The organism is Nocardiopsis sp. N85 (assembly GCF_028882275.1).
GTDB lineage: Bacteria > Actinomycetota > Actinomycetes > Streptosporangiales > Streptosporangiaceae > Nocardiopsis > Nocardiopsis lambiniae.
This window is the reverse complement of sequence record NZ_JARBUT010000020.1, coordinates 92,156-118,812: the sequence shown is the minus strand read 5'-3', so window position 1 is coordinate 118,812 and position 26,657 is coordinate 92,156. Positions and strand designations below refer to the sequence as shown.

Annotated in this window: 23 protein-coding genes; 4 read left to right on the top strand and 19 right to left on the bottom strand. The window is 71.8% G+C overall.

Going from position 1 to position 26,657, the window contains the following annotated elements; translation table 11 throughout:
• Positions 1-602 precede the first annotated feature (602 nt).
• Positions 603-1,904 carry a tyrosine--tRNA ligase gene (gene tyrS / locus PWG71_RS23360; protein WP_274812092.1) on the bottom strand — a complete coding sequence of 434 codons (1,302 nt, stop codon included), beginning with the start codon at positions 1,902-1,904 and terminating at the stop codon, positions 603-605.
• Between the two features lie 233 nt (positions 1,905-2,137).
• Between tyrS and PWG71_RS23355 the strand changes: the two genes are divergently transcribed.
• The 4 genes from PWG71_RS23355 (at position 2,138) to PWG71_RS23340 (ending at position 5,176) form a co-directional block, all read left to right on the top strand.
• Complete coding sequence (locus PWG71_RS23355) at positions 2,138-2,947, top strand: alpha/beta fold hydrolase (protein ID WP_274812091.1); 810 nt, start codon at positions 2,138-2,140, stop codon at positions 2,945-2,947.
• Positions 2,940-3,587: a TetR/AcrR family transcriptional regulator gene (locus PWG71_RS23350; RefSeq protein WP_274812090.1), complete on the top strand. Its 648-nt coding sequence runs from the start codon at positions 2,940-2,942 to the stop codon at positions 3,585-3,587. The genes PWG71_RS23355 and PWG71_RS23350 overlap by 8 nt, the downstream gene beginning before the upstream one ends.
• Positions 3,587-4,168: a permease gene (locus PWG71_RS23345; protein WP_274812089.1), complete on the top strand. Its 582-nt coding sequence runs from the start codon at positions 3,587-3,589 to the stop codon at positions 4,166-4,168. The genes PWG71_RS23350 and PWG71_RS23345 overlap by 1 nt, the downstream gene beginning before the upstream one ends.
• Positions 4,169-4,465: 297 nt before the next feature.
• Complete coding sequence (locus tag PWG71_RS23340; protein ID WP_274812088.1) at positions 4,466-5,176, top strand: HNH endonuclease family protein; 711 nt, start codon at positions 4,466-4,468, stop codon at positions 5,174-5,176.
• 102 nt (positions 5,177-5,278) lie between these two features.
• Here PWG71_RS23340 and PWG71_RS23335 read toward each other — a convergent pair whose 3' ends face one another.
• The 18 genes from PWG71_RS23335 to PWG71_RS23250 all read right to left on the bottom strand — a co-directional run bounded on the left by PWG71_RS23335 (position 5,279) and on the right by PWG71_RS23250 (position 26,485).
• Positions 5,279-5,785: a hypothetical protein gene (locus tag PWG71_RS23335; RefSeq protein ID WP_274812087.1), complete on the bottom strand. Its 507-nt coding sequence runs from the start codon at positions 5,783-5,785 to the stop codon at positions 5,279-5,281.
• A gap of 428 nt (positions 5,786-6,213) precedes the next feature.
• Positions 6,214-6,648 carry a DUF742 domain-containing protein gene (locus PWG71_RS23330; RefSeq protein WP_446725085.1) on the bottom strand — a complete coding sequence of 145 codons (435 nt, stop codon included), beginning with the start codon at positions 6,646-6,648 and terminating at the stop codon, positions 6,214-6,216.
• On the bottom strand, positions 6,638-9,901 hold the full coding sequence (locus PWG71_RS23325) for a sensor histidine kinase (RefSeq protein WP_274812086.1): 3,264 nt from the start codon (positions 9,899-9,901) through the stop codon (positions 6,638-6,640). The genes PWG71_RS23330 and PWG71_RS23325 overlap by 11 nt, the downstream gene beginning before the upstream one ends.
• 257 nt (positions 9,902-10,158) lie before the next feature.
• On the bottom strand, positions 10,159-11,073 hold the full coding sequence (locus tag PWG71_RS23320) for a sirohydrochlorin chelatase (protein WP_274812085.1): 915 nt from the start codon (positions 11,071-11,073) through the stop codon (positions 10,159-10,161).
• Positions 11,074-11,228: 155 nt separating this feature from the next.
• On the bottom strand, positions 11,229-11,831 hold the full coding sequence (locus PWG71_RS23315; protein WP_274812084.1) for a GTP-binding protein: 603 nt from the start codon (positions 11,829-11,831) through the stop codon (positions 11,229-11,231).
• On the bottom strand, positions 11,812-12,273 hold the full coding sequence (locus tag PWG71_RS23310; protein ID WP_274812083.1) for a DUF742 domain-containing protein: 462 nt from the start codon (positions 12,271-12,273) through the stop codon (positions 11,812-11,814). The genes PWG71_RS23315 and PWG71_RS23310 overlap by 20 nt, the downstream gene beginning before the upstream one ends.
• Positions 12,270-12,704, bottom strand: a complete 435-nt coding sequence (locus PWG71_RS23305) for a roadblock/LC7 domain-containing protein (protein WP_274812082.1) — start codon at positions 12,702-12,704, stop codon at positions 12,270-12,272. The genes PWG71_RS23310 and PWG71_RS23305 overlap by 4 nt, the downstream gene beginning before the upstream one ends.
• A gap of 1 nt (position 12,705) precedes the next feature.
• Positions 12,706-15,204 (bottom strand): sensor histidine kinase, encoded by a 2,499-nt coding sequence (locus tag PWG71_RS23300; RefSeq protein WP_274812081.1) that lies wholly within the window; start codon positions 15,202-15,204, stop codon positions 12,706-12,708.
• 247 nt (positions 15,205-15,451) lie between these two features.
• Positions 15,452-16,867 (bottom strand): argininosuccinate lyase, encoded by a 1,416-nt coding sequence (gene argH, locus PWG71_RS23295; RefSeq protein WP_274812080.1) that lies wholly within the window; start codon positions 16,865-16,867, stop codon positions 15,452-15,454.
• 158 nt (positions 16,868-17,025) lie between these two features.
• Entirely contained in the window at positions 17,026-17,559 is a 534-nt protein-coding gene (locus tag PWG71_RS23290) for an arginine repressor (protein ID WP_274812079.1), read from the bottom strand.
• Positions 17,556-18,503, bottom strand: a complete 948-nt coding sequence (gene argF, locus PWG71_RS23285) for an ornithine carbamoyltransferase (protein ID WP_274812078.1) — start codon at positions 18,501-18,503, stop codon at positions 17,556-17,558. Before argF ends, PWG71_RS23290 begins: the two co-directional genes overlap by 4 nt.
• Positions 18,500-19,708, bottom strand: a complete 1,209-nt coding sequence (locus PWG71_RS23280) for an acetylornithine transaminase (protein WP_274812077.1) — start codon at positions 19,706-19,708, stop codon at positions 18,500-18,502. The genes argF and PWG71_RS23280 overlap by 4 nt, the downstream gene beginning before the upstream one ends.
• The gene (gene argB, locus PWG71_RS23275) at positions 19,705-20,697 is read right to left on the bottom strand and encodes an acetylglutamate kinase (RefSeq protein ID WP_274812075.1); all 993 of its coding nucleotides are present in this window, start codon (positions 20,695-20,697) and stop codon (positions 19,705-19,707) included. Before argB ends, PWG71_RS23280 begins: the two co-directional genes overlap by 4 nt.
• Complete coding sequence (locus tag PWG71_RS23270; RefSeq protein ID WP_274812074.1) at positions 20,694-21,473, bottom strand: bifunctional ornithine acetyltransferase/N-acetylglutamate synthase; 780 nt, start codon at positions 21,471-21,473, stop codon at positions 20,694-20,696. The genes argB and PWG71_RS23270 overlap by 4 nt, the downstream gene beginning before the upstream one ends.
• A gap of 18 nt (positions 21,474-21,491) precedes the next feature.
• Complete coding sequence (gene argC, locus PWG71_RS23265; protein WP_274812073.1) at positions 21,492-22,520, bottom strand: N-acetyl-gamma-glutamyl-phosphate reductase; 1,029 nt, start codon at positions 22,518-22,520, stop codon at positions 21,492-21,494.
• 446 nt (positions 22,521-22,966) lie between these two features.
• Positions 22,967-24,418 (bottom strand): NAD(P)/FAD-dependent oxidoreductase, encoded by a 1,452-nt coding sequence (locus PWG71_RS23260; protein ID WP_274812072.1) that lies wholly within the window; start codon positions 24,416-24,418, stop codon positions 22,967-22,969.
• A gap of 166 nt (positions 24,419-24,584) precedes the next feature.
• Positions 24,585-25,058: a MarR family winged helix-turn-helix transcriptional regulator gene (locus PWG71_RS23255; RefSeq protein WP_274812071.1), complete on the bottom strand. Its 474-nt coding sequence runs from the start codon at positions 25,056-25,058 to the stop codon at positions 24,585-24,587.
• 200 nt (positions 25,059-25,258) lie between these two features.
• Entirely contained in the window at positions 25,259-26,485 is a 1,227-nt protein-coding gene (locus PWG71_RS23250; RefSeq protein ID WP_274812070.1) for an aminotransferase family protein, read from the bottom strand.
• Positions 26,486-26,657 lie beyond the last annotated feature (172 nt).

Sequence of the window (26,657 nt, the reverse complement as noted above, 5' to 3'; positions counted from 1 at the left end):
CCCGGACCTCGAAGGTCCGCTCGTGCTCTTCCGTGGAAGACGTTTGCGTTTCCGCTTTGTTGTGCCTTCACTTTATCAGCGTTTCCGTGTCCCGCCAAATCGGCGTTTTCCGGAAAGGAAACCGATCGGGAGTGAAGAATCCCGGTGTATCTCCTTCGCCCTTTTCGGGGCGACCTCTCGACCTTACCGCCTCCGGGCACATGCCCGTGACGCCCGATCGGGAGTGGAGAGAGTATGGCGCTTGTTCACGGTCCGGTTCCGAGCACTCCCAGAAGGGGTCTCGCCGTCCCGTAGCGACTCGTCCGACTATAGGGGAAGAGAGCGAGGACGTCAAGCCATGGCCCCGGTCGGGTGTCGAACCGGGAACCTGGCGCCCCTGTGGGCGACGTCTTCGGGTCCTGGGGGCCTGCCCCCCACAGCGGGAGCGTGTCGGCCGTTGTCACTGGACAACCGGGTTCTTGCCCTGAAGATTCCCTGACGAAACACTCATGGTCGGGCAAATTCTCCGCCCTCCCCACGGCGCACGACGAGGGGCCGGCCCCTCGAAGGCACCGACCCCTCCATCGTCACGTCGGATCCGACCCTCGGTCGGACACCGGCCGTCAGCCCGCCAGGACCACACCGCCGATGTTGCGCTTGCCCTTGCGCAGGACGACGAACCTCCCCTGGAGGACATCGGCCTCGGTGAGCCTCGCCTCGACGTCGGTGACCTTCACGTTGTTCACGTAGGCGCCGCCTTCCTGGATGGCACGACGCGCGGCCGACTTGCTCGGGGTCAGACCGCTCCGCGCGAACAGGTCCGCCACCGTCGGCAGCTCGGCCACCGGACCGGCGACCTCGGTCTTGGGCACCTCGGACAGGGCCGCCTCCAGCGTGCGGCCATCGAGCTCGGACAGCTCGGCACGGCCGAAGAGCGCCAGGCTGGCGTCGATGACCTTGCGGCACTCGTCGGCACCGTGCACGAGCGTGGTCAGCTCCTCGGCCAGGGCGCGCTGGGCCGCACGGGCCTGCGGGCGTTCCTCGGTTTGGCGCTCCAGGTCCTCGATCTCCGAACGGGAGCGGAAGCTGAACACCTTGAGGTAGCGGATCACGTCACGGTCGTCGGCGTTGAACCAGAACTGGTAGAACGCGTACGGCGAGGTCGACTCCGGGTCCAGCCAGACCGTGCCGGTCTCGGTCTTGCCGAACTTGGTGCCGTCGGCCTTGGTGAGCAGGTTGGTGGTGAGGGCGTGCGCCTGGCCGTGCGGCTCGTTGCCGTCCATCCGGCGGACGAGGTCCAGGCCCGCGGTGATGTTGCCCCACTGGTCGGAGCCGCCCGTCTGCAACGTGCACCCGAAGCGCCGGTAGAGCTGGACGAAGTCGTACGACTGGAGGAGCACGTAGCTGAACTCGGTGTAGCTCATGCCTTCTCCGTCGAGGCGGCTCTTGACCGTCTCTCGGGCCAGCATCTGGTTGACGCTGAAGTGCTTGCCCACGTCGCGCAGGAACTCGATGGAGTTGATACCGCTCAGCCATTCGGCGTTGTCGGCCAGGATCGCGTCGTTCGGCCGCGGGTTCTCATCCTGCGGGGTGAACCGAAGGAAGGCCGACAGTTGGCCGCGCAGCGACTCCACCCACCCCAGCACGGTCTCCGTGGAGTTCAGCCGGCGCTCGGCGCTCGGCTTGGGGTCTCCGATGAGGCCGGTCCCGCCGCCGACCAGGGCGATGGGGCGGTGTCCCGCCTGTTGGAAACGGGCCAGGGTGAGGATCTGGGTGAGGTGACCCACGTGCAGGCTTCCCGCCGTGGGGTCGAAGCCGCAGTACAGGGTGATCGGACCATCGGCGATCGCCTTGCGGAGTACGTCAAGGTCGGTCGTCTGCGCGATGAGGCCGCGCCACTGGAGTTCGTCGATGATGTCGGTCACTGTGCTTGCTCTCTGATCGTGTAGGCGGGCCCGAGGCCCGATCTGCCTTGCAGTGTAGGTCGGCCCGGGTAGGGGCTCACCCCTTTTTCTCCTCACCGCCACGCTATCGGCTCTGGTCACGGGCGTGCCCGTCCGGCTCCCGAAAGTCTTGCGCGGGGAGGGCCTTGACGACGCTGGCTAATAGTATTAGCTTTCTGGCTATGGGCATGAGCTTGCGTAACGGAGGAGACATCGTGCGGTACCTCGCCAGACCTCAGGGGCGGATCGCCTACGACCTGTACGGAGCCGACGGGGCCGGGACCCTGGTGGTCTGCGTGCCCGGCATGTTCGATCACCGGGCGTCCTTCCGATTCGTCGGCGAGGCCTTGGCCGAGGCCGGACACCGTGTCGCCGTCATGGATCTGCGCGGGCACGGGGACAGCGACGCCACCTTCGACGACCACACCAACCGCGCCGCGGCCGACGACGCCATCGCCCTGGCGGAGGAACTGGACGGCGAGGACGTCGTCATGGTCGGCAACTCGTTGGGCGGCGCCGCCGTGACCATCGCCGCGCTGGAGCGTCCCGATCTGGTGGCCGGCATCGTTCCCATGGCCGCCTTCCTGCGCAGCCCGAGCCCGAACGCGGTGGTCCGGATCGCCCAGCGGCTGATGCTGCTGCGTCCGTGGGGTCCACGACTGTTGACCGGCTTCTATGACGGTCTCCACCGGGGTCGGAAGCCGGAGGGTCATCGGGAGCAACTGGACCGTGTCCTGGCCATGCTGCGCCCCGCCGACCGCTACCGCGCCGTGCACGCGACCATCTACGCGCCCGGTGATGAGGTGCTGACCGCGGAGGGACTGCGCGCCCGGGCCGTGGTGATCGGCGGTGAGCTGGACCCCGACTGGAAAGACCCGGCGGCGGAGGCCGCCTGGGTCGGCTCGGTCGTCGGAGGCCGGGTGGTGATGGTGCCCGAGTGCGGCCATTACCCCCAGAGTCAGCGACCCGACCTGGTGGTTCCGGTGCTGAAGGAACTGATCGAGGAGGTGCGGGCGCATGCCTAGGGTCGGGCTCACCCCGGAGCTGGTCGTCACCGAAGCGGCACGTCTCAGCGACGAACACGGCTTCGAGGCCTTGTCCCTGGCCGCCGTGGCCAAACGGTTCGGCGTGGCCGTGCCCAGCCTGTACAAGCACATCGACGGGCTGCCCGGACTGCGGCGCGAGGTGGCGATCCTGGGCGCGAACGAGATCGGCGAACGAGTGCAGCGGGCCACGGTGGGACGGTCCGGCGCGGACGCGCTGCGGGCCTTCGCCGACGCCTACCGCCACTACGCCCACGCCCACCCCGGTCGGTACACCGCTCTGCAACGGCTGCCCGGGCTGGCCACACCGGACGTGACGTTGTCCACCGATCCGGTCGCGGTGCTGGCGGCGGTGCTGCGCGGTTTCGGGATCGGCGAGGATCGGGCGGTCCACGCGATCCGGGCGATGCGCAGCTCGCTGCACGGGTTCGTGGATCTGGAGACACAGGGCGGGTTCGGCCTGCCGGTGAACGTGGACGAGAGCTTCGGGCTGCTGGTGGAAGGGTTCGTCCGGGCCTACCGGGAGTGGCCGGGCACCGATGTCCTTGGACGGTCCGGGACGGGGCCGGACGGCACCGGACGCGATGAGAGACGGCACAGGGATGAGAAGGGTGGGGCCTGATGTTCGCGGGACATTTCGGGGTGGCCGGGATCGTCAAGGCATGGCGTCCGGGGATACCGATGGCGGCGCTGCTGGTGGCCTCGCAGGCTCCGGACCTGGTGTTCGCGCCGTTGTCCGTCATGGGTCTGGAGAGCCTGGACCCCGCCGAGCCCGGACTGAGCGGTTACGGCTCGTTGCTCATCACCGCGCCGTTCTCCCACTCGTTGGTCTCCAACGTGATCCTGGCGGTGGTGGTGGGATCGCTGGTGCACCTGTTCCTGCGTCGGCGGTGGGGGGCCGACGCCGGGTGGGTGATCGGCGGGGTGGTGTTCTCCCATTGGCTGCTCGATCTGCTGGTGCACCGCCCCGACATGCACGTGCTGCCCGGTGATGTGGGCGGCCTCCCCCTGCTGGGCCTGGGGCTGTGGGAGCTGCCGGTGGCGGCGGCGGTGGTCGAAGGTGCGCTGGTGGTGGCGGGGACGGTCCTGTACGGGTGGCGCGTGTCGCGGGATCTGCCGGACCGGCGGCGGGCGTGGGCGTACGGCGCGGGTGTGGGTGCGCTGCTGGTGGGGTCGTTCGTGTTCGATCTCCTCGCCTCTTGAGTCCTCTCCGGTTCACGCCCTCGTCGGGCGGGGCCTCCCGGCACCGCCCCGGCCGCTCCTTCGGTCCCCTCGACCGCGCCGTTCCCATTGTGCTCCTCCCCCGCCGTTCCCGGTCTCCCGAGACCCCGACCGGTCCTCTCCCCGCCCGGTCCGCCCGTTCCCTCCGAGGGGGCCGACCGGACGGATCGAGACGAACCCGAACCGGCGAGATGTTTCCGCACGGCCCGGACATGCGACAAGCTGGTGACGGCGCCGTCCCCCGACGGTGCACCGGTTGCCTGCTCGTGGAGTTCCCTCATGGCCGATAAGAAGTCCTCGTCGAAACTCGGTGGGATCGTTTCCGCCGTGGTCGGCGTGATCGCCGTCGCAGCATTCGTCCTGTACCAGCTCGGGATCATCGACCTGGGAATGGAGGAAGGGGCCGACGGCCCACGGGACGGCGGCGGCGCCTCCGCCCCCTCCGGCGACCTGTCCGTCGAGCAGGCCCGGACCATGCTCGACGAACTGCGCGTCGAGGCGGAGAACGACCCGCCCGGCTACGACCGCGCGATGTTCCCCCACTGGACCTCCAACGTGCAGGACGGGTGCAGCACCCGTCAGGTGGTGCTGATGCGCTCCGGGGAGAACGTGGAGACGGACGACGACTGCAAGCCCGTCTCCGGTTCCTGGTACAGCGACTACGACGGTGAGACCTTCACCGACGCACAGGACATCGACATCGACCACATGGTCCCCTTGAAGGAGGGGTGGCGCTCGGGCGCGCACGCGTGGAGCACCGAGGAGCGGGAGCGGTTCGCCAACGACCTGGAGTCCTCCCCCCAGTTGTGGGCGGTCAGCGCTTCGAGCAACCGTTCCAAGAGCGACTCCGACCCTGCGGAGTGGATGCCTCCGCTGGAGTCGTCGCACTGCGAGTACGCGGCCGCGTGGATCGAGGTCAAGCACGTGTGGGAGCTGAGCGTGGACCCCGATGAGGAGAGCGCGCTGCGCGCGGTCCTGGACGGCTGCTGAGCCGGATCGGGCATCGACCGCACGCGGATCCCCCGAGGCCGTAGGGCCCGGGGCCCGCGTGCGTCCGGACCCCCGGTCCGGCCCGGGGGTCCGGAGCGTCCCTCAGGCCGGATCGCCGAAGGTGATCCCCCGCGCCGTGGCGAGGAGTTCCTCCTGTCCCAGGATTCCGAAGGCGTCGCGCACTTCGACGCCCACCCCCGTCGCGGGCGTCCAGAACGCCTCGGTGTCTCCGTGCAGGGCGGGGACGTCACCGTTGTCGAACGGGGCGAGGTCCCACTCGTCCGGGGACCGCTCGTGGTACTCGGCGAGGAAGGCGTGCAGAGCGTCCAGGTCGGTGAGCGACGCGCCGCGCATGACCAGGATCTGAAGGACGACCTCGAAACCGCCCCCGTCCCTGGCGCGTTCCCACACCCTGCTGGTGAAGGACACGTCGCCCCATTCGTACTCGAAGTCGGAGACCGAGGTCTCCTCGTCGATCGCGGCGGGCAGACGCCCGATGCTGAAGCCGTCCAATTCTCCCCCTCGTAGAGCGGTGGCGGTGGTGGCCGCCGTGAGCACGAAGGCGAGCGTCACGGCGAGGAACGGTACGGTCCGGCGGGTCAAGGACATGGTGGCCTCCGGCCGGGGCGGCTCGGGACCGTCCCGGCCCTTCCGGCTCTCTTTCTCATGCTGGGCCGTACCGGGAGCCGAGACCAGGGTGCTCTCGAACCTGTGGACAACCCTGTTCCGACACGCCCGCGTCTCCGGTCCCGTGGTCTTCCCACTCGGTCGAGGATGAATCCCCGAGCCGGTCGGACTCGGGTGTTCGCACCGGTGTGAACACCCGAGTGACCTGCGAGGAGCATGGGGATCGGGAAATCGATCGCCGGACCGCCGCACACGGGGATCACGTCGGTGGGGGCACCCGGTGCCGGGAGACGAGCCGGGCCACCGGGCCACTTCGGGTCCGGGCCGGTGCGGGTCCGGGACCGGGCCGGCGAGCGCCCGGCGGTGCGCGGGGAGGGCCCGGGGGGATTCGTCCGCGAGGCGGGGCGGGATCAGAGGGAGCGCAGACCCACGAGGACGGCGTGGAGGATGTCCTTGCGGGCCAGCGGGCGCGAGGGTCCGCAGCGTTGCAGCGAACCGTCGGCGATCATCCGGGCGACCATGGCCCTGACCTGTCCGACGGGAAGGTTGACCTCGGCGGAGAGTTCGACGACCGTGCGGGCCCGCAGGGCGTGGCGGAGGATGGTCCCGCATTCGGGGCGCAGCCACTCGTTCCGTCCCGGGGTGCGCGCGGCCACGACCAGGGTGAGCAGGTCGAGCGGTGCGAGGTCGCCGCCGGAGGCCGGGCCGCCGGGGTCTCCGGCGGCCACGGCGAACGGGCGCAGGAACCGCTCCTCCGTCCGATCGGGTCCGGCCTGGTCCACAGGGGCCCCGTCCGCGATCCCCCTTTCGTGCCGGGCGGCGGCCCGGCGTCCCTCATGGCTCACTGTGTCCTCCCGGCGGTGTGGGGGCCGGTACGCGGGGGACGCCCCGTTCCCCGGGCCCGGGGCGCTTGGGCAGAGGAAGCCGACCGGAGTCCGAGAGGTGGTCGTCGCCCGGCCGAACGTCCTGGGGGCCGGTGGAACGTTGTTCCGCGGGGAGGGGCGGCGGTGCGCCGCGTTGATCCGCGGCTTCCGGTCGCCCTGCGGGCAGGGCACCGTCGGGCAGGGCGAAGGGGGCGGTCGGTGCGCCCTCCCCGTGCCGGCCGACCGGGCCGGTGGGACGCTCGCGCCCGGGTGGCACGGGCCGGGGGCCGGTGAACCCGGGTGGCAGGTCGCGGCGGGGGGCGGGGTGTCCGCCCTCTCGCCCGTTCGTGCTCCGCTCCCCCGCGAACGGATCGGCCCACGGGTCCGGCCGGTCGGTCGCCAGGTGAGGAAGGGGTTCGGTGGGCTCGCCGGAATGACCGTTCCAGGGGCCGGCCGGTCCGTCCGAGGCACCGTGCGGTGCCCGGAGGTCGGGGACGGGACGCGGTCCCCCGTCGTGGGCGGGCCCGATGGGATGACCACGGACGGCACCGGAATCGAGGATCGCCTGCGGTCCGGTGTGCCCCCAGCGCACGTCCCACGGTGGTTCCTGCGCGGACGCGGGAGGGTCGGTGCGGTGGGCGGGCACGCCCGGCTCGCCGGGGACGCGCCGCCGTTCCCCCTCCTCGTCGGGGTGACCGTCGAAGGCGGAGGCCGGGTCACCGGACGGGTCGGGCTCCCCCGGGACGACCATCGCGTGCGGACCGGTGCCGTGGCCTTCGAAGGTCCGGCCGGAGTGGACGTCGAACGCCGCCTGCGGGCCCGTGACACGGGTCTCCCGCCCGGCGATCGGCCTCGGGCCGGGCTCGGGGACTCCACCGAAGGGGTCGTCGGCACCGAAGGCGGCGGAACGCGCGTCGAACACGCCGTGCGCGCCGGTGTGGGCCCCATCGGCGATCGGCCGCGGACCGGCACCCCGATCGCCCTCGGCGAAGGCCCCGTCGGGGTGGGCGGCGTGCGGACCGGCACCGTCGGGACGACCGTCGAACACGACGTGCGCGCCGGCCGCCGAACGCCCACCCGGGTCCCCGGGGGACGCGTCGAGCGTCATCGGGGGCGCCGTGAACAGGTCGGCCTCGACCGGGGCGTCGGCGGGCAGGATCCCGAAGGCCCGCCGCACGTCGTCCACGAGTCCCTGCTCGGCGGGTTCCGCCGCCGGTGCCGGTCGGGCGGCCGACCGTTCCGGCGGGACCTCGGCGCGAGCCGGGACCACACCGCGGGGGCCGGCCGCCATCGGGATCTCGGCGGGTTCGAGCAGGCCCCGGGGGATGAGCGTGATGGCACGGGTGCCCCCGTAGGGCGAAGGCTCCAGCCACACGCGGACGCCGTGCCGCTCGGCGAGGCGCGCCACGACGAACAACCCCAGCCTGGGGTCGTCGGGCAACGCCATGACGTCGAACTCCGGCGGCCGGGCGAGGGTGCGCCGGGCCTGTTCGTAGCCGTGCTCGGACATGCCCAGGCCCCGGTCCTCGACCTCCACCAGCAGTCCGTCCGGGCAGGGTCCGCACCCCACGTCGACCGGGGCGCCCGCCGGGGAGAACTGGGTGGCGTTCTCGATCAGCTCCGCCAGCAGGTGGACGATGTCGGCGACGGCCTGACCGTGCATGAGGACCCGGGGCGCCGAGGTCAGCCGGACCCTTTCGAAGTCCTCCGTCTCGGCGATGGCCGCGCGCAGTACGTCCACGAGCGGGCGCGGTTGGCGCCAGCGGCGGGCGGACTGGCCGCCGCCGAGGATGATGAGGTTGTCGGCGTACCGGCGGGCCCGGGTGGTGAGGTGATCGAGTCGGAACAGTCGGCCCAGTGCCTCGGGGTCCTGTTCGTCGTACTCGATCTCGTCGAGCAGCCGCAGTTGGCGCTGGACCAGGTTCTGGTTGCGAAAGGCGATGCCGAGGAAGGCCTTGTTGGCGCCGCGACGGATCTCCGCCTGGCGCACGGCCGCCTCGACGGCGGTGAGCTGGGCGCTGTCGAACGCCTCCGCGACCTGGCCGATCTCGTCGTCGCCGAACCCGTCCAGCGGGGGCAGTTCCTCGTAAGCGTCGACGCGGGCCCCGCGTTGGGCCCGGTCGACGATGTCGGGCAGGTCGTCGTCGCGTTCCATGACCCGTTCGCGCAGGAGGGTGAGGCGGTCGGTGAGACGTCGGGAGGACCGGCCGATGGCGCTGATGGCGATGACACCGCCGACGAGGGAGAGCAGTGCGGCGGCCACTCCCAGGGAGACCTGGGCGAGTGCGGCGTTCCAGGCCAGGTCGACGGTCCGATCGCTCTGGGCTCGGGCGAGGTCGTCCATGAGCGCGACGGAGCCGCCGGAGGACTCGTCCCACCGGGCGGCGTCGACGTCGATGACGGCGTTCCGCTGCGGGGACGAAGGGGCCCCGGGCGGTCGGGTGACCACCTGTCGACTGATCTCCTCGGCCCGGGACCACTCCTCGGTGGCGGTCATCTCCTCCTGGAGGGAGCGCACCCCCGGGCTGAGGACGTCGGCGGTCCGGCCGAGGGTGTCCCGGTAGGAGGCGGTCAGGTAGGTGAAGTGGGCGGTCTCCTCGTAACCCATCCCGCCGCGGGCGATGACCCCCGCGAAGAGGGCGTCGGCGGTGGAGTACTCCTCCGCGGCGCCGAGGAGCTCGCTGGTGAGGACGGCGTCCGTGAGGTTGTCGCCGCCGTCCGTGGTGTGCACCAGGGCGGTGGTGACGGCGGTGGCGTCGTTGATGACCCGTCCGTAGCCGACGAGGAGTTGTTCCTGGACGGCGGAGCCGTCGTCGAGCACGGTGCGCAGCGCGGCCACCTCCTCGGCGGAGGTGATGAAGGCGTCGGCGCTGCGCCGGACCTCGTCGTCGCGGATACCGCGCAGGTGTTCGGCGAGGTCCAGGGCCGCGGTGACGGCGGTGTCGGTCCGTTCGCGTTGTGCGCGCGGTTCGTCGGGGTCGACGGTGGCGCCGGCCTCGGTGCGGCCCAGGTGCGTCAGGCTCAGACGGCGTTCGGCGCGCAGTTCGAGGACGGCCTCGGAGAAGACCTCGGTACCCTCGCGCGCCTGGGCGACGACGCCCATGAGGTGGACGGCCTGAACGGTGCCGACGGCGGCGACGATGAGCCACAGAGCCAGGAAGCACAGGCTCGGTACGAGGACGATGCGGTTGAGCTGCCCACGGATCGTGGACGCTTTGACTCGGGTTCTGCGCATGGCCCCTCCAGCCTGTGCGTGTGCCGGGCCTCACGAGAGGGCCCCGGCGGCTTTCGGTCGTGCCGAGGCTATCGAACAATCATGGCTGAACGTTGTCGAATGATTACTACGAGTTGTCTTCGGAGCGGGAAAGAGCCCGGAGACCCCGCCGGATCCCCTTGAAATTCCTGGTCGAAGCCCTTGGAAACGAAAAGGGGGCCGTCCACCGAAGCGGACGGCCCCTCGAACGTGCCTCACCCCACGGCGTGTCGCCGCCCTCAGGCCTCCGGCCGGTGTCGGGAACCGACCGGCGCGGGCAGTTGATCGGCCGTCGGCGGCTGCTCCACGCCCAGCGAGTTGAGGATCTCGGCGTAGCGCAGGGCGGCGATCTTGCCGAGCAGGCCGTCGGCGCCCAGCGTGGTGCCCAGGCGGGCACCGAGCCGCTCTGCCGTCGCCGACAGGTCGGCGTGCAGCTCCGGCCCCAGAGCGCTGGGAGCGATCACCGGGCGGCGGCAGCCGCCCTGGCGCAGCTGTCCGATGGCCTGCTCCAGCGCGGCCTCGTTCTCCAGGTCGGCGGGCAGTACGGTCAACCCCAGGCGCGCGGCCAGGAGGACGGCGGTCACGCCGGCTGCGCCCACGGCGCTCTCACCACCGACGGCGCCCACCACGACACCGTCCGCCATACCGGTGTCCCGGGCCACGACGCTGATCAGGCGCATGCGGTCGGCGCGCACGTGACCGCCCTCGGCCAAGCGCAGGTGCAGCACCTCGGCGAGCATGGGATGCGGGCCCAGACCCTCGGTGACGCGCACGTTGATCCCGGAGGCCCGGACGGACGCGTCGATGGCGGCGGAGACCCCGGCGTGCGGGGCCGTCACCAGCGGAACGACCACGGCCGCCAGCGGACGCTCCCCGTCCGCGTTCAGATCGGTGAGCGCCTCGGTGAGGGTCTCCTCGTCGCCCTCGACGTGACCGTGGCGGATGGTCACCTCGGGCCGGTAGGCGCGGACCAGGTCGGCCATGCGGGCGCCGATCGACTCACCGCCGACGCCACGGGCCTGCTCGGCCGTGCCCGGGACCGCCATGATGAGGGTCGGGGTGCCGAACCAATCGTCGAAGGACAGCGGGTTCCGATGGCGGCCGGACCGCCGCTTGGGCAGTTCGCGCGGGGGAAGTCGATCAGAGTTTCGCATACCAGGATTCAGGATGAGAGGCGGATGGGGTGCCCGATCTGAGCGGTGTCACTGACGCGCCATTGTAGCGTTCCAGGTCATATCCACGGGCGTGTCTCCCGAACGTACACCGGATCGATCACCCATCGGTGGGGCGGGGTACCACCCCGATGGGCTCACCCGCTCAGGGCGGGGCTACGGCCGCGGATGACGTGGGTGACCAGGGCGACCAGCACGTCCCGGCAGGAACCGCGGTCGCGGGCGTCGGCGAGCAGGATCGGCACCTCGGGAGCGACGTCCAGGGCCTTTCGCACCTCCTCGGTCTCGTAGTCCGTGGCCCCCTCGAACCGGTTGACCGCGACGGCGAAGGGCACCCCACGGCGTTCGAAGAAGTCCACCGCGTGGAAGCAGGTCTCCAGGCGCCGGGTGTCGGCGAGGACCACCGCGCCCAGCGCGCCTTCGGCGAGTTCGTCCCACATGAACCAGAAACGGTTCTGCCCCGGGGTGCCGAACAGGTAGAGGACGACGTCGGGGCTGACGGTGATCCGGCCGAAGTCCAGGGCGACGGTGGTGGTGGTCTTCTCCTCCACCCCTTCGGTGTCGTCGATGCCGTAGCCGGCCTCGGTCATCACCTCCTCCGTGCTCAACGGGGTGATCTCGCTGACCGAGGCCACCATGGTGGTCTTACCGACGCCGAAACCGCCGGCGATGATGATCTTGACGGCCTGCGGGATCGCCTCGGGCTCCCCCGGCCTGGTGTCAGAGTCTGCGGATGCCATCGAGTACCGCCTGAAGCACTTTCTTCTCGGGGAGCCGGGCGGCGGGCACAGCCGCCCGGGTACGGATGTCGCCGTCGGCGAGCAGGTCGCCCAGGAGCACCCTCACCACGGTGAGGGGGATGTCGAGCCGGGCGGAGATCTCGGCGACCGAGATCGGCCTGCGACACAGATCGAGGATGGCCCGACACTCGGGTTCCAGGGCGTGTTCGCGCCGTTCGCGGGCGGTCACCACGATGGTGATGAGGTCCAGGCGGGGTCCGGTCCCGGTGGGGCGGACCCGGCCGCGCGTCATCGTGTAGGGGCGGACCAGGGAGCCCTCGGGCGTCTCCCCCGGGGACAGGCCGCTGGACGGCCCTTCCGAGGTGGGATGTCCGCGTCCCGGGTACCAGGGCATGGCGGGGCGTCGGGCGGCCCGCCCCCGCCGTCCCTCCTGCGGTGTCATGATCCGGTACCCCCGGTGGCGGTGAGCTCGCCGGGCCGGCGGGGCGCGGCGGTGAGGAACTGGCCGACCCGCTTGACCCGCAGGTTCATCTCGTAGGCGACCAGGCCGACGTCGGCGTCCTCCATGGCCAGGACCGCCAGGCAGGCGCCGGTCCCGGCGGCGGTGACGAAGAGATAGGAGTGCTCCATCTCCACCACGGTCTGGCGGACGTCACCGCCGCCGAAGTGCCGCCCGGTGCCCCGGGCCAGGCTCTGGAACGCGGAGGCCAAGGCCGACAGGTGTTCGGCGTCCTCCGGTGGCAGTCCTCGGGACCGGCCCAGGAGCAGGCCGTCGGCCGACAGCACGATCGCGTGCGCGGCCCCGACGACGCGGTCGACCAGGTCGTCCAAGAGCCAGTCGAGGTTGTCCGTGGCGTTGCTCATGCCCACCATCTCAGTCGTTCTCTCCCCTGTGGTCGTCGGTGCTCGCACCGACCTGATGACTGTCGTACCGCTGCCCGTCGTCTCCGTCGACGTCGGCGGCACGGCCCTTGCGGGTGCCCGCGCTGAAGGCGTCCATCATGCGGCGGGCCTGTTCCGGACTGCGGGGGGTCGGACGCGGAGGCGCCGTCCCCTCGACCTCCGCCTCCGGGTCGGGTGTTCGCTTGAGCTGGGGGGCGATATTGGCCTGCCGCCTGCGCCGGGGCAGGCCGGGTCGGTCTCCTTCGGTGGCGACGCGTTCGGTGTCCTGCGGCGGGGACGGCGTCTGCGACACGGGGACGCTGCGCAACAGCGGGGCGCGGCGTCCGGGGTCGTCCTCGTGCCCTTCGGGCGGTGGGACCGGCCGTAGAAGGGGGCGGGGCCGGACGACGCCGTCGGCGTCCTCGGCGATGAGGATGTCGACGGGGCCGGCGGCGTCCCCGACCGCCGAGGCGCCGTCGCGGTCGATCGCCCTCGACCCGCGCGGAGAGCGGCGCGGGGTGACGCGCGGGCGTTCGGGCACCGGGGCGGCGCCGCCGACCGCGGTGAACAGCCCTCCGGGGATGAGCACGACCGCGCGGGTACCGCCGTAGGGCGAGGGCCGGAGTTCGACCTGGATGTCGTGTTTGACCGCGAGGCGGGCGACGACGAACAGGCCGAGGCGGGCGTCGGTGCCGGGGGCCATGACGTCGAATTCGGGCGCCTCGCTCAGGGTCCCGTTGGCCCGGGTCAGGGCGTCCTCGGTCATGCCGAGCCCGCGGTCCTCGATCTCGATGGCCACCCCCTTGGGCACGGAGCCGGCGGAGATGGCGACCTCGGTGTGCGGAGGAGAGTAGGCGGTGGCGTTCTCGACGAGTTCGGCCAGCAGGTGGATGACGTCGGCGACGGCCGCGCCGGTCAGGGCCAGGTCGGGGACGGAGATGAGGCGGACCCGGGCGTACTCCTCGGTCTCGGAGACGGCGCCGCGCAGGATGTCGATCAGCGGGATGGGCTGACGCCAGCGTCGGCCGGGACGGGAACCGCCGAGGATGATGAGGTTCTCGGCGTGGCGGCGGCCCCGGGTGGCGAGGTGGTCGAGCCGGAAGAGGTCCTCCAGCAGGTCGGGGTCGTCCTCCTCGCGTTCGATCCGGTCCAGCAGCTGGAGTTGGCGCTGGACCAGGGACTGGTTGCGGTGGGCGATCCCGAGGAAGACCCGGTTGACGCCGGCGCGCAGGTCGGCCTGTTTCACCGCGGCCTCGACGGCCGTGCGCTGGGCGATGTTGAAGGCGTCGGCCACCTGGCCGACCTCGTCGTCGCCGTGGTCGAGCTGTTTGATCTCGGCGTCCAGGTCGACGCTCTCCCCGGCCTCCAGGCGGCGGACGATGCGGGGCAGGTCGACGCGGGCGGTCCCCAGGCTCTCGGCGCGCAGCCGGGCCAGGCGGTAGGTGAGGCGGCCGGCGGAGCGGGCGGCGACGCCGTAGGCGACCGTGCCGGCGAACAGGGAGGTGATGCCGCCCCCGAGGGAGAGGCTGAGCATCCAGGCGCTGGCCGCCTCGGTGACGGTCACGACGTCACCGGCCCGCCGGGCGGTGAGCGCGCTCAGGTCGGCGTTGACGCGGTCGGCACCGTCGCGCCAGTCGGCCGACCCGTCGGGTGGGGAGGTGTCCCTGACGATCTCGCCGGTGAGGGGGTCCAGGGAGGTGGGCGCCTCGTGCGCGACGAGGGCGTCGCCCATCTCCATGAGCCGTTTCCAGTCGGCCCCTTCGGTGACGGTGGCGGGTGTCGCCCCGTCCCGGTCCTCACCGGGGTCGACGGTGTCCAGTCGCCGCCGGGCGTCGTGCAGCAGGGCCGCGACCCGGGTCTGGTCGTCTCGGGTGAGTTCGCCGCGGGCGGCGACCACGCCGACCAGGGCGTCGGCGTGACTGAAAGCCTCCTGCGCCCACAACAGGTCGGCGGTGGCGGCGGCCGCCGCGGCGGCCCGTCCGTCGTCGATGGCGCGGGCGGTGCCGGAGTAGAGGCGGATGCCCTGGTGGATCGCGGTGGTGTAGTCGTCCAGCACGGCGTCGGCCGAACCGGGGTCGGTGAGGGCCGAGGTCCGGGCCCCGGCGGCGGCGTCGAGTGAGGCGAGGAAGTCGTCGGTGAGGGCGACGGTGGCGGGATCGTCCCGATCGCCGAGCGAACCGCGCAGGTCGCGGACGATGTCGACGGCCTCGTCGGTGACGTGGGCGTGGTCGACCAGGGCCTGCCGTGAGGAGGCGTCGGGGGCCGCCAGGTACGCGGCGCCGAGACGGCGCTCCTCTTGGAGCCGGGTGAGCGCGGTGACGAGTTGAACGCCGGCCCGGCCCTCGGTCACGGCCGAGCGCAGCGATACCGCCTGGGCGAGGGTGGCCATGCTGAGCAGGACGAACAGGGCCAGGAAGGTGATGCTGGGAATCAGCACCATCTTGTTGAGCTGCGCCCTGATACCGCGGCGCCTGCCTCCCGGTTTCCCCATTGCGCTCCTCCCACGGACTGGTCGCGGGCACCGCTTCGGTGTGGCTCCAGTGCGGATCGTCACCGTGTGCACAGGGGAGGGCACGGAGCGGCACCCGCAGAATCAGGACGCTATCGCAACGGGGAAGGGGACGACGGGGAAACGACGAAAGAGGCACCCCGTTCCAGGCTCGGGGAACGGCGAGGGCGCCTCCCGGAGATCGGGAGGCGCCCTGTGCGGTCGGGGTCGGGGTCGGGGTCGGGACGGGTCAGACGAAGGCCTTGCGGTTCTCGTCGATCACGGCGCGCAGGCGGTCCAGCTGTTCGGCGACCCGGACCGGCGCGGTCCCGCCCCTGCCGGCGCGGGAGGCCAGGGAGCCCTCGACGGTGAGCACCTCGCGGACCGCCGGGGTCAGGTGCGGGGAGATCGCGGCGAAGTCGGCGTCGTCCAGGTCGGGCAGGTCGATGCCGCGCTCCTCGCACACCCGCACGCAGGCGCCGGCGATCTCGTGCGCCTCCCGGAAGGGGACCCGTTCGCGCACCAGCCATTCGGCGATGTCGGTGGCCAGGGAGAAGCCCTGCGGAGCGAGTTCGGCCATGCGGTCGGTGTGGAAGGTCAGGGTCGCGATCATGCCGGTCATCGCGGGCAGCAGCAGGTGGAGGGTGTCGACGGCGTCGAACACCGGTTCCTTGTCCTCCTGGAGGTCGCGGTTGTAGGCGAGCGGGAGCCCCTTGAGGGTGGTGAGCAGCCCGGCCAGGTCACCGACGAGGCGACCGGCCTTGCCGCGGGCCAGTTCGGCGACGTCGGGGTTCTTCTTCTGGGGCATGATCGACGACCCGGTGGAGAAGGAGTCGTGGAGGGTGACGAAGGAGAACTCCTTGGTCGCCCAGAGGATGATCTCCTCCGACAGGCGGGACAGGTCCACGCCGATCATCGCGGTCACGAAGGAGAACTCGGCGACGACGTCGCGGGAGGCGGTGCCGTCGATGGAGTTCTCCACCGAGGTGGGGAAGCCGAGTTCGACCGCGACCGCCTCGGGGTCCAGCCCCAGGGAGGAGCCGGCCAGCGCGCCGGAGCCGTAGGCGGACACGGCGGCGCGGCGGTCCCAGTCACGGAGCCGTTCGATGTCGCGCACCAGTGGCCAGGCGTGCGCCATGAGGTGGTGGGCGAGCAGCACCGGCTGGGCGTGCTGGAGGTGGGTGCGACCGGGCACGGAGGCGTCGGGGTGGGCCGCGGCCTGGTCGGCCAGGGCGCCCACGAGGTCCAGCAGGTCGGCGGCGATCGCGCGCGCCTCCTCGCGCAGGTACATGCGGATGAGGGTGGCGATCTGGTCGTTGCGGGAGCGTCCGGCGCGCAGCCGCCCGCCCAGTTCGGGGCCGACCCGTTCGATGAACCCGCGCTCCAGGGCGGTGTGCACGTCCTCGTCTTCGAGAACGGGGGTGAAGACGCCCGAGGCGACGTCGGTCTCCAACCGGTCGAGCCCGTCGATCATGCGGTCGAGCTCGTCGTCGGTGAGCAGTCCGGCGCGGTGCAGCGCCCGGGCGTGGGCGCGCGAACCGGCGATGTCGTGGCGGGCCAGGCGCCAGTCGAAGTGGGTGCTCAGCGACAAACGGGCCAGAGCCTGGTCCGGTCCGCCCTCGAAGCGGCCTCCCCACAGGCGCAGCGCCTCGGGCTGGTCGGCCATGGTGTGGTTCTCCTCATGGTGGAAGGGGCGCGGGACCGGTGTGGCCCCGCACCCGTCGATGGTGCGCGCGGGCGCGGCCGGGACGTGTTCGGTTCGTTCCGGGCTCGGGTCGATCGGCGTGGACGCCGGACCGCCCGAGAGCGCCCACCGGACACGTCCTAGGGCCGGCGGTCGGCCAGGCGCAGGAGCGCGGCGGCCAGTTCCTCTCCGCCCTGGGGGTCGCGGGAGATGACCAGGATGGTGTCGTCTCCGGCGATCGTACCCAGGATGGCGTGGAAGTCGGTGTGATCGATGGCCGAGGCCAGGTACTGCGCGGCGCCCGGCGGGGTGCGGACGATGACCATGTTGGCGGAGGCCTCCGCCGCCACCAGCAGGTCCTCGGCGAGGCGGGTGAGCCGGGCACCGGAGACCTGGGCCAGGTCGAGACTGTCGGGGCGGGTGCGCTGGAGGCGTTCGCCCCCCTCCCCCGGTAGGACGTAGGCGAGGTGCCCCGCGGCCGTGCGGAGTTTGACCGCGCCGAGTTCGTCCAGGTCTCGGGACAGGGTGGCCTGGGTGACCTGGACGCCCGTCTCCGCGAGCCGTTTGGCCAGTTCACCCTGGGAACGGATGTCCTCGCGGGTGAGCACCTCGGTGATGCGGGCGTGCCGCGCCGCCTTGGTCATCGGGGCCGTGGTGCCCCCGTCGGCGGTCATCGTCGCCCGTCCTCCACCGCGTCGCCGTGCTCCAGCAGGAAGGCGAGCAGGGCCTTCTGGGCGTGGCGGCGGTTCTCGGCCTCGTCCCAGACGACGCTGCGCGGTCCGTCGATGACCCCGGCGGAGATCTCCTTGCCCCGGTAGGCGGGCAGGCAGTGCAGGACGATCGCGGCGGAGGCGGCGACGGCCATGAGCGCCTCGTCGACGATGAAGGGGCGCAGGGGCGCCTCCCGGACGGCCGCCTCGTCCTCGTGACCCATGGACACCCAGGTGTCGGTGGCGACGACGTCCGCTCCGACGGCGGCCTCGTGGGGGTCGGCGGTGACGGTGACCGAGCCGCCGGTGGTCCGCGCGATCTCGGCGGCGCGGGCGAGCACCTCGGGGTCGGGGTGGTATCCCTCGGGGGCGCCGATCCGGACGTGGAGTCCGGCGGTGGCGCCGCCCAGCAGGTAGGAGTGGGACATGTTGTTGGCGCCGTCGCCGAGGTAGGCGAGGGTGAGCCCGGCCAGGGTGCCCTTGTGCTCGCGGACGGTCTGGAGGTCGGCGAGGATCTGGCAGGGGTGGAAGTCGTCGGTGAGGGCGTTGACCACCGGCACGGAGATGTCGGCGGCGAGGGTCTCCAGGTCGTTCTGGGCGAAGGTGCGCCAGACGACGGCGGCGACCTGGCGTTCCAGGACGCGGGCGGTGTCGGCGAGGGGTTCGCCCCGACCCATCTGGGTGCTGCCCGATTCCAGGACCAGCGGGGTGCCGCCGAGGTCGGCGACCCCGACGCTGAAGGACAGCCGGGTGCGCGTGGAGGGCTTGTCGAAGAGGAGGGCGACCGTGCGCGGACCGGCCAGGGGCCGATGCTCGAAGCGGTCCTTCTTCATGGCGTCGGCGAGGTCGAGGACCCGGGTCTGCTCGGCCTGGGTGAGATCGTCATCGCGCAGGAAGTGCCGGGTCATGACTGGTTCTCCTTGATTGCGGCGGCCTCGGCGGCGTCCAGGACGGTGGGCAGGGCCTCGATGAACACACCGATCTGTTCGGGTGTGATGACCAGGGGTGGCGCGATCCGAATGGTGTCGGGCGCGACGGCGTTGACGAGGAAGCCGCGGACGGCGGCCTGTTCCTCGACGTGGGCGGCGTGGGGCCCGGTGAGCATCAGGGCCCGCCACAGCCCGGAGCCCCGCTGGCCGGCCAGGAGCGGGTGATCGATGGCGTCGAGGCGTTCGGCGAGCAGCTCGCCCATCACGGTGGTGTGGGCGAGCAGGTCCTCCGCCTCGATGGTGTCGAGGACCGCGAGCGCGGCGGCGCAGGCGATGGGGTTGCCGCCGAAGGTGGAGCCGTGGTCGCCCTTGTGGAAGGCGTCGGCGTAGCGGCCGAACCCGACGCAGGCGCCGATGGGCAGGCCACCGCCGAGGCCCTTGGCGAGGGTGAGCACGTCGGGGCGCACCCCGGCGGACTGGTGGGCGAACCAGGCGCCGGTGCGGCCGATGCCGCTCTGGATCTCGTCGAGGACGAAGGCGGCGCCGGTGGCGTCACAGATCTCGCGGACACCGGCCAGGTGCCCCTCGGGCGCGGGGACGACGCCGGCCTCGCCCTGGGTGGCTTCGACGAACACGGCGACGCAGGAGGTGTCGACGGCCTCGCGCAGGGCGTCGAGGTCGCCGTGGGGCACGAAGCGCACGTCCATGCCGAAGGGACCGAAGGGCTCGCGGATGGCGTCCTTTCCGGTGAGGGCCAGGGATCCCGAGGTGCGGCCGTGGAAGCCCTTGCCGGCGGCGACGAAGTAGTGGCGGCCGGGGCCGGCGGCGCGCTTGACCAGCTTCAGGGCCGCTTCGTTGGCCTCGGTGCCGGAGTTGGCGAAGAAGACCTTGGCGTCGCCGCCGAGAAGGGAGACGAGGCGTTCGGCGAGTTCGACCTCGCGTTCGTGCACGAAGAGGTTGCTGGTGTGGGCGAGGGTGGCCGCCTGGTGGGCGACCGCCTTGACCAGGGCCGGGTGTCCGTGGCCCAGGGAGGAGACGGCGATTCCGGCGATGAGGTCCAGGTACTGGCGGCCGTCGACGTCGTAGACCTCACAACCGCGCCCGAGGGTGAGCGCGATCCGGGGGACGCCGTAGTTGGGCATGAGCGAGGCGGCGAAGCGCTCGCGCAGTTCGGAGCCGGTCATGGCCTGCCTCCGTGGGTGTCGTCGGTACGGGTGTCGCGGGGGTACGAGGGGCGCGGTCGGTCGCCGGAGAGCAGGGCCGCCTCCAGTTCCTCGTCGGCGACCATGGTGCCGACTCCCTGGTCGGTGAAGACCTCCAGGAGGAGGGAGTGCGGCACGCGGCCGTCGATGATGTGGGCCTGGGGGACGCCGCCTCGGACGGCGGTCAGGCAGGCCTCCATCTTGGGGAGCATGCCCGAGGAGAGGCTGGGCAGCAGGGCCGTGAGCTCGTCGACGTCGAGGCGGCTGATGAGCTCGGTGTTGGCCGGGTAGTCGGCGTACAGGCCCTCGACGTCGGTGAGCATGATGAGTTTGTCGGCGTTCAGGGCGACGGCGAGCGCGGAGGCGGCGGTGTCGGCGTTGACGTTGTAGACGCCGCCGTCGTCGGCGCGGGCGACACTGGAGATGACCGGGATGCGGCCGTCGGCGATGAGCGCGGCGACGGCGCCGGGGTTCACCTCGGTGACCTCCCCGACGCGGCCGATGTCGACGGTCTCACCGTTCACCCGGACGCTCTTGCGTTCGGCGACCAGGAGGTCGGCGTCCTCACCGGACATACCGACGGCGAAGGGGCCGTGCCGGTTGATCAGCCCGACGATCTCGCGGTTGACCTGGCCGGTGAGGACCATGCGGACGATGTCCATGGCCTCATCGGTGGTCACCCGGAGCCCGGCGGTGAAGGTCGACTCCACCCCCGCCTTGTCGAGCATGGCGCTGATCTGGGGGCCTCCGCCGTGGACGACGACGGGTCGCAGTCCGGCGTAGTAGAGGAAGACGATCGATTCGGCGAAGCGGGCGCGCAGTTCCTCGCTGATCATGGCGTTGCCGCCGTACTTGACCACGACGGTCCGGCCGTGGAATCGGGAGAGCCAGGGCAGGGCCTCGATGAGGTTGGCGGCCTTGTCCATGGCCTGGGCCTGGGCGTTGCCCGTGTCGGTGGATCGGGAGATCATGTGCGGTTCTCGTGCTCCGTGGTGGCGGGGTCGGCGTCGATCTGGGCGGCCAGGTCGGCGCACACCTCGGCGAGCAGGGCCGCGAAGGCCTCCTCGTCGGGGGCGACGCCGGCCGCCCCGCCGGCCATGAGCAGGGCGGTGTCGGCCGGGCCGGTCAGTGGTGGCAGGGTCTTGGCGGCGGCGGTGGCGATGAGGTCCCGGCACCGGTCGGCGGCCAGTTCGGCGTCGGTGGTGACGACGTACAGGCCGGTGGACAGGGAGGGGTCGGGGCCCTTGGCCATGGCCCCGACGGTGTAGCCGGCGCCGCGCCGGAAGACGATCTTGACGACGGTGTCGGTGGTGCGGACGGCGTCGGCGGCGGTCAGCCCCCCGGTTCGTGAGAGTTCGGCGACGGCGGCGGTGACGCCGCCGGTGAGCCGGCCCAGGGGCGGCCGGACGCCGACGGGGCCGACCGCGCACAGGACGATCTCGGCGGCGGAGTCGTCGAACGCGACGGCGGTGTGCTCGGCCAGGGCGTGGACGTCCTGGAAGCCGAGCGGGACGGTGTCGACGTTGGCGCAGCCGGAGTTGAGGACGACGGCGCGGACCCGGCCCCCGGCGAGGACCTGGCGGGACCACAGGGCGGGGGCGGAGCGGTCGGAATCGGTGCCGAAGACCGCCCCGGCCGCCCGGGAGGGGCCGTCGTTGACGAGGACGGCGACGTCACGGACACCCTCCTCTCCGATGCCCGCGCTGACGCCCGCGGCCCGGAAACCGAGGGGTGCGGTGACGCTCACGTTGTGCCTTTCCAGTGCTCAGGGAGCCACGGCGGCGAGCGGGAGGCCGGTGGGCTCGGGCAGGCCGAGGGCGAGGTTGGCGCTTTGGATCGCGCCGCCGGCGGTGCCCTTGGTGAGGTTGTCCAGTGCGGCGACGACGACCATGCGTCCGGCGTCGGGGTCGACGGTGACCTGGACGAGGGTGGTGTTGGCGGCGAGCGTCATGGCGGTGCTGGGCCAGGTGCCCTCGGGCAGGAGGTGGACGAAGGGCTCGTCGGCGTAGGTGGTCTCGTAGGCGGCCCGCACCTGCTCGGCGGTGACGCCGGGCTTGACCGGCGCGGTGCAGGTGGCGAGGATGCCGCGGGGCAGGGGTGCCAGGACCGGGGTGAAGGAGAGCTTGACGGGTTCGCCGGTGACCGCGGTGAGGTTCTGGACGATCTCGGGGTTGTGGCGATGGACGCCGCCCACGCCGTAGGGGGTGAGGGCGCCCATGACCTCGCTGCCGATGAGGTTGGGCTTGGGGGCCTTGCCGGCGCCGGAGGTGCCGGTGACGGCGACCACGGTGAGGTCGGGCTCGACGAGCTGTTCGGCCAGGCCGGGGAACAGGGCGAGGGTGGCGACGGTGACGTGGCAGCCGGGGACGGCGACGCGCTTGGCCCCGGTGAGCCGCTCACGCTGTCCGGGCAGCTCGGGCAGGCCGTAGGGCCAGGTGCCCGCGTGGGGGGTGCCGTAGAAGCGTTCCCAGGCGCCGGGGTCCTCCAGGCGGAAGTCGGCACCGCAGTCGATGACGAGGACGTCGTCGCCGAGCCGTTGGGCGATGTCGGCGGACTGACCGTGCGGGAGGGCGAGGAAGACGATGTCGTGGCCGCGCAGGGAGTCGATGTCGGTGGGCGCCAGGATCCGGTCGGCCAGGGGCAGCAGGTGCGGCTGGTGGGCGATGAGCGGGGTCCCGGCGTTCTTGGCGGCGGTGACGGCGCCGATCTCGATCTCGGGGTGGTCGAGCAGCAGGCGGAGCACCTCACCTCCGGCGTATCCACTGGCCCCGGCGATCGCCGCGTTGTAACCCATGGTGCTCCCCTCGCTCTCGATGACTGAACTATCATGCACACTGCTGCAAATTTATGCAAGCCGGTTCGGAAGAGGGCCGGCGCGAGCATCCTCACACCGGCCTCGGCGCCACGCCCCCACTCCGTGCCTCTCGGGGTGGCGGGGACCGGCCCGCTCGATCCACACGGACCGCCGCTCCTCGTCGACGAGGTACCGGACGCGCCCGCACGGCGATGGCGACCATCTCGGTGCGCCGACGGTCGGCGTCGACGTCGCGCCGGCCGAGGTCGTCGGCGTCGCGCCGACGCGGTCACGGTTCGCGGCCCTGGACGCGGCCGGCTCGGCCGTGGTCGCCCCGGGTCTGTCGATGAGCTCGGAGAAGGGCACCACGGGAACCCTCGTCATGACTTCGAACACCGTTCAAAAGTCATGGCCTGTCAGGGAAACCTGACGGGATCCGGGTTCCGTCAGCGGCCGGCGATGCGGGTGGCCAGGCCGGCCAGGCGGGAGGTGTGCGCCTTCTCCTCGGGGGTCTTGGACTCGCGGCGGTCGGCGCTGCGGTAGAGCCCGTAGATGACCTGGGTGCCGACCCAGCGGAGGGGCTCGGGCTCCCAGCCGCGCACCTGGTGCCCCACCCAGGGCAGGCGGGTCAGTTCGGTGTCCCGGCCCAGGACGAGGTCGCGCAGGGTGCGTCCGGCCAGGTTGCTGGTGGCCACACCGCTGCCCACGTACCCGCCGGCCCAGCCGATGCCGCTCTCGGTGTCCATGTGCACGCTCGGGCACCAGTCGCGGGGCACGCCCAGGACGCCCGACCAGGCGTGCTCGACCGGCACGTCGGCCACGTCCGGGAACATCCGGGTGAGCGCGCGCCAGAGTTCGGCGATGGTCTGGGGCTGGGTGACGCCGTCCTTGTCCTGCGCCGAACCGAAGCGGTAGGGCACGCCCCGGCCGCCGATGGCGATGCGGTCGTCGGCGGTGCGCTGGGCGTAGACGTAGGCGTGCGCGGTGTCGCCGAGGACCTCGCGTCCCTCCCAGCCGATCTTGTCCCACACCTCGGCGGGGATGGGCTCGGTGGCGATCATCGAGGAGTTCATCGGCAGCCACTCGCGGCGCTGGCCGCGCAGGGTGGAGGTGAAGCCCTCGGTGGCGCGGACGATGTGGTCGGCGTAGACGGTGCCGTGCTCGGTGACCACGGCCGGACGCGCCGCGCCCTGCCGGGGGCGGATCTCCTCCACGGCGGTGCCCTCGAAGATGGTCACGCCCAGGGCCTCCACCGCCCGGGCCAGCCCGGTCACGAGTTTGGCGGGCTGCACGCGCGCGGCGTGCGGGGAGTAGGCGGAGGCCACGGCCTCGTGCACGGCGAGGGGAGACCCGTGGTCGTCGGGGAGCAGGTGGATGTCGTCGGGCCAGTACCCCCACTCCTGGAGGTACTCGATGTCCTCGACCATCCGGTCGCGCTGGGCGGCGTTGGTGGCGACCAGGCGCATGCCGCCCTTGACGATGTCGGCGTCGATGCCCTCGGTCTCGGCGACGGAGATCACCTCGTCGACGGTGCTCATCATGGCGCGCTGGAGGGCGATCATCGCACCCTTGCCGTGTGACTCCGCGTAACGTTCACGGGAGCCGGCGAACTCGGCCGACAGCCACCCTCCGTTACGCCCCGAGGCGCCGAAGCCGGCGAACTCGCGTTCGAGAACGACGACGCGCAGGTCGGGCCGGGCCTTCTTGAGGTAGTACGCGGTCCACAGCCCGGTGTACCCGGCACCGACCACGCAGACGTCGTAGTCGGCGCTGCCGGGAAGGGGGTCCCTGCGCTCGGGGAGACCGATCTCGCGGAACCAGAAGGAGACGGCGCCGTTGACGAAGCGGGTCGACCGGGGGATCGGCCTCATCTGAGCGGCAGTGGTGAACAGTCCCATGATTCCCCCCGGGCCTCCCGTTGGGGCCCCGCCCCACGGAGCCCTCGAACATCCGCCAACCTACACGGGAACGACGGCCGGTGGGACGTTTTCCGTACTTTCGTACGGACGGAGCGGCGCCCGGACAGCCGAATCGACTACCGAGCGTTTCCATCGATGAGCACGATCAACAGGTGGCACTGTCACGGAGCGTCCGCGCCACCGAGGACAGCGTGCGCACCCCGTCCTCACCCAAGGGGCCCAGCACGTGCTCGCGCAACCGCTCGACGTGCTTGACGCGCACCCGACGGATGAAGTCGAGTCCCTCCGGGGTGAGGACGGCGTAGACCACGCGCCGGTCCGAGGCGCAGTTCTCGCGCTGGAGGTACCCCTCGCGTTCGAGGCGGTCGGCGAGCTTGGTGAAGCCGCCGGTGCTCAGGCTGACCTCGCGGGCCAGGCGGCTCATCGGAAGCCGGTGCCCGGGAGTGCGCTGGAGCCGTATGAGCACTTCGAACCAGGGGCCGGCCATGTCCTTGCCGTCGGGGGTGATGCCGCGCAGCAGTCGGGGCTGCACGTTGTTCATGGCCTCGTGCAGCAGACCCCAGGCCGTGATGAGGTCGTCCTCGGTGAGAACGGCGTCCTCGGTCGGTCGTGCGGTCATGGTCCGCCCCCTGTCGCTCGGGATGCCCTCGCCCTCCGGCAACCACCCCATAAAGAAGTATCTTCCCAGAAAACATTACCCGACGATGGCCGCACGGGAAAGTCTTTTCCAAGGAAAATACTTCAGAAGGCGATGATTCCGGGACGGCTCACACGTGTGGGCGGGGCCCGGGGCCCCGCCCGCACGGATCCGCGTACGCCCTAGTGGCGCGCCGCCACCGCGTCCAGGGACGCCGACAGTGTGGAGACCAGGTGATCGATCTGCTCCCAGGTGATGATCAACGGCGGTGAGACCAGCAGCGCGTCGGGCACCGCCCGCAGGATCACCCCGCGCGCCCGCGCCTCCAGGAACACCTCCGCCGTGGTGATCCCCCGCCCGGTCAGCGTCTCCTCGGTGAGCTCCACCGCGCCCATCACACCGGTGCCGGCGCGGACCTGCGCCACCAGCGGGTGGTCGGCCAGAGTGCGCAGGGCCCCGTCCAGCTGCCGTTCGACCTCCAGGGAGACCGTGAACAGGTCCTCGCGCTCCAGGATGTCGAGGTTGGCCATGGCCGCCGCGCAGGCGGTGGGATGTCCGGCGTAGGTGGTCCCGTGCAGGAACGGGTGTCCCTCCCCGTACCAGAACGGGTCGGCCACCCGGCCGCTCACCACCACGCCGCCCAAGGGCAGGTAGCCGCTGGAGACGCCCTTGGCGAAGACGATCATGTCGGGCCGCACGCCGAACCGCTCGATGCCGAACCAGTCCCCCAGCCGCGCGAACCCGCAGATGACGCTGTCCACGATGAACAGCACCCCGTACCGCTCGCAGATCCGGGCCACCTCCGTGAAGTACCCCTGCGGCGGCGCGTACACCCCGCCCGCGCCGATGACCGGTTCGGCGAAGAAGGCCGCCACCCGCTCGGGCCCCACCCGCAGGATCTCCGCCTCCAGGGCCGCCGCCGAGTCGTGCGGGACCACCGACACGTCCTCGATCAGCGGCCCGTACCCGGCGCGGAAACGCTCCATGCCGATGACGCTGGTGCCGAACCCGTTCAGGCCGTGGTAACCACCGGTGCGGCTGATCAGGTGGACCTTCTCCGGGGCCCCGGTGACCGCGTGATAGCGACGGGCCAGCTTGGCCGCGGTGTCGATGGACTCCCCGCCACCACAGGTGAGGATCACCCGGGGATCGACGACGGGGGCGTGCGCGGCCAGTCGCTCGCTGAGCCGTACCGCCGGTTGGTTGGCGAAGTCCCCGTAGACGGTGTAGGCGTCCAGGGTGAGCATCTGTCGGTGCACGGCCTCGGCGATCTCCGGCCGACCGTGGCCGACGTTGCAGTACCAGAGGCTGGCCGTGCCGTCGAGGTACCGATCCCCGCTCTCGTCCCAGAGCCACACGCCCTCGGCGCGGGCCACCGTGAACTCCGGCCCCTTGCGGACCGTGTTCATGTCACAGAATGTGTGCCAGAGGCGTCCGGGCTCCCGCGTCTGCGGAATGACGGGGACGGACGGAACAACCGTTTCGGTCATAGGGCGACCTCCGAGCCGTGGACGTGCGCGAACAAGGAACGACGCGCTGCCGGAAATGCTGCGGTCCCCGCCTCTGGGCGCCCTAGGAGAG

Excerpts from the sequence above, each read along its gene's own strand:
- PWG71_RS23350 (WP_274812090.1), top strand. The coding sequence starts at position 2,940 with ATGCCTAGGGTCGGGCTCACCCCGGAGCTGGTCGTCACCGAAGCGGCA.
- PWG71_RS23325 (WP_274812086.1), bottom strand. The coding sequence starts at position 9,901 with ATGCGCAGAACCCGAGTCAAAGCGTCCACGATCCGTGGGCAGCTCAAC.
- argF (WP_274812078.1), bottom strand. The coding sequence starts at position 18,503 with ATGACCCGGCACTTCCTGCGCGATGACGATCTCACCCAGGCCGAGCAG.
- PWG71_RS23255 (WP_274812071.1), bottom strand. The coding sequence starts at position 25,058 with ATGACCGCACGACCGACCGAGGACGCCGTTCTCACCGAGGACGACCTC.
- argH (WP_274812080.1), bottom strand. The coding sequence starts at position 16,867 with ATGGCCGACCAGCCCGAGGCGCTGCGCCTGTGGGGAGGCCGCTTCGAG.
- PWG71_RS23280 (WP_274812077.1), bottom strand. The coding sequence starts at position 19,708 with ATGACCGGCTCCGAACTGCGCGAGCGCTTCGCCGCCTCGCTCATGCCC.
- argB (WP_274812075.1), bottom strand. The coding sequence starts at position 20,697 with ATGATCTCCCGATCCACCGACACGGGCAACGCCCAGGCCCAGGCCATG.
- PWG71_RS23315 (WP_274812084.1), bottom strand. The coding sequence starts at position 11,831 with ATGGCATCCGCAGACTCTGACACCAGGCCGGGGGAGCCCGAGGCGATC.
- PWG71_RS23310 (WP_274812083.1), bottom strand. The coding sequence starts at position 12,273 with ATGACACCGCAGGAGGGACGGCGGGGGCGGGCCGCCCGACGCCCCGCC.
- PWG71_RS23340 (WP_274812088.1), top strand. The coding sequence starts at position 4,466 with ATGGCCGATAAGAAGTCCTCGTCGAAACTCGGTGGGATCGTTTCCGCC.
- PWG71_RS23250 (WP_274812070.1), bottom strand. The coding sequence starts at position 26,485 with ATGAACACGGTCCGCAAGGGGCCGGAGTTCACGGTGGCCCGCGCCGAG.
- PWG71_RS23345 (WP_274812089.1), top strand. The coding sequence starts at position 3,587 with ATGTTCGCGGGACATTTCGGGGTGGCCGGGATCGTCAAGGCATGGCGT.
- PWG71_RS23335 (WP_274812087.1), bottom strand. The coding sequence starts at position 5,785 with ATGTCCTTGACCCGCCGGACCGTACCGTTCCTCGCCGTGACGCTCGCC.
- PWG71_RS23320 (WP_274812085.1), bottom strand. The coding sequence starts at position 11,073 with ATGCGAAACTCTGATCGACTTCCCCCGCGCGAACTGCCCAAGCGGCGG.
- PWG71_RS23300 (WP_274812081.1), bottom strand. The coding sequence starts at position 15,204 with ATGGGGAAACCGGGAGGCAGGCGCCGCGGTATCAGGGCGCAGCTCAAC.
- PWG71_RS23260 (WP_274812072.1), bottom strand. The coding sequence starts at position 24,418 with ATGGGACTGTTCACCACTGCCGCTCAGATGAGGCCGATCCCCCGGTCG.
- argC (WP_274812073.1), bottom strand. The coding sequence starts at position 22,520 with ATGGGTTACAACGCGGCGATCGCCGGGGCCAGTGGATACGCCGGAGGT.
- PWG71_RS23305 (WP_274812082.1), bottom strand. The coding sequence starts at position 12,704 with ATGGTGGGCATGAGCAACGCCACGGACAACCTCGACTGGCTCTTGGAC.
- PWG71_RS23290 (WP_274812079.1), bottom strand. The coding sequence starts at position 17,559 with ATGACCGCCGACGGGGGCACCACGGCCCCGATGACCAAGGCGGCGCGG.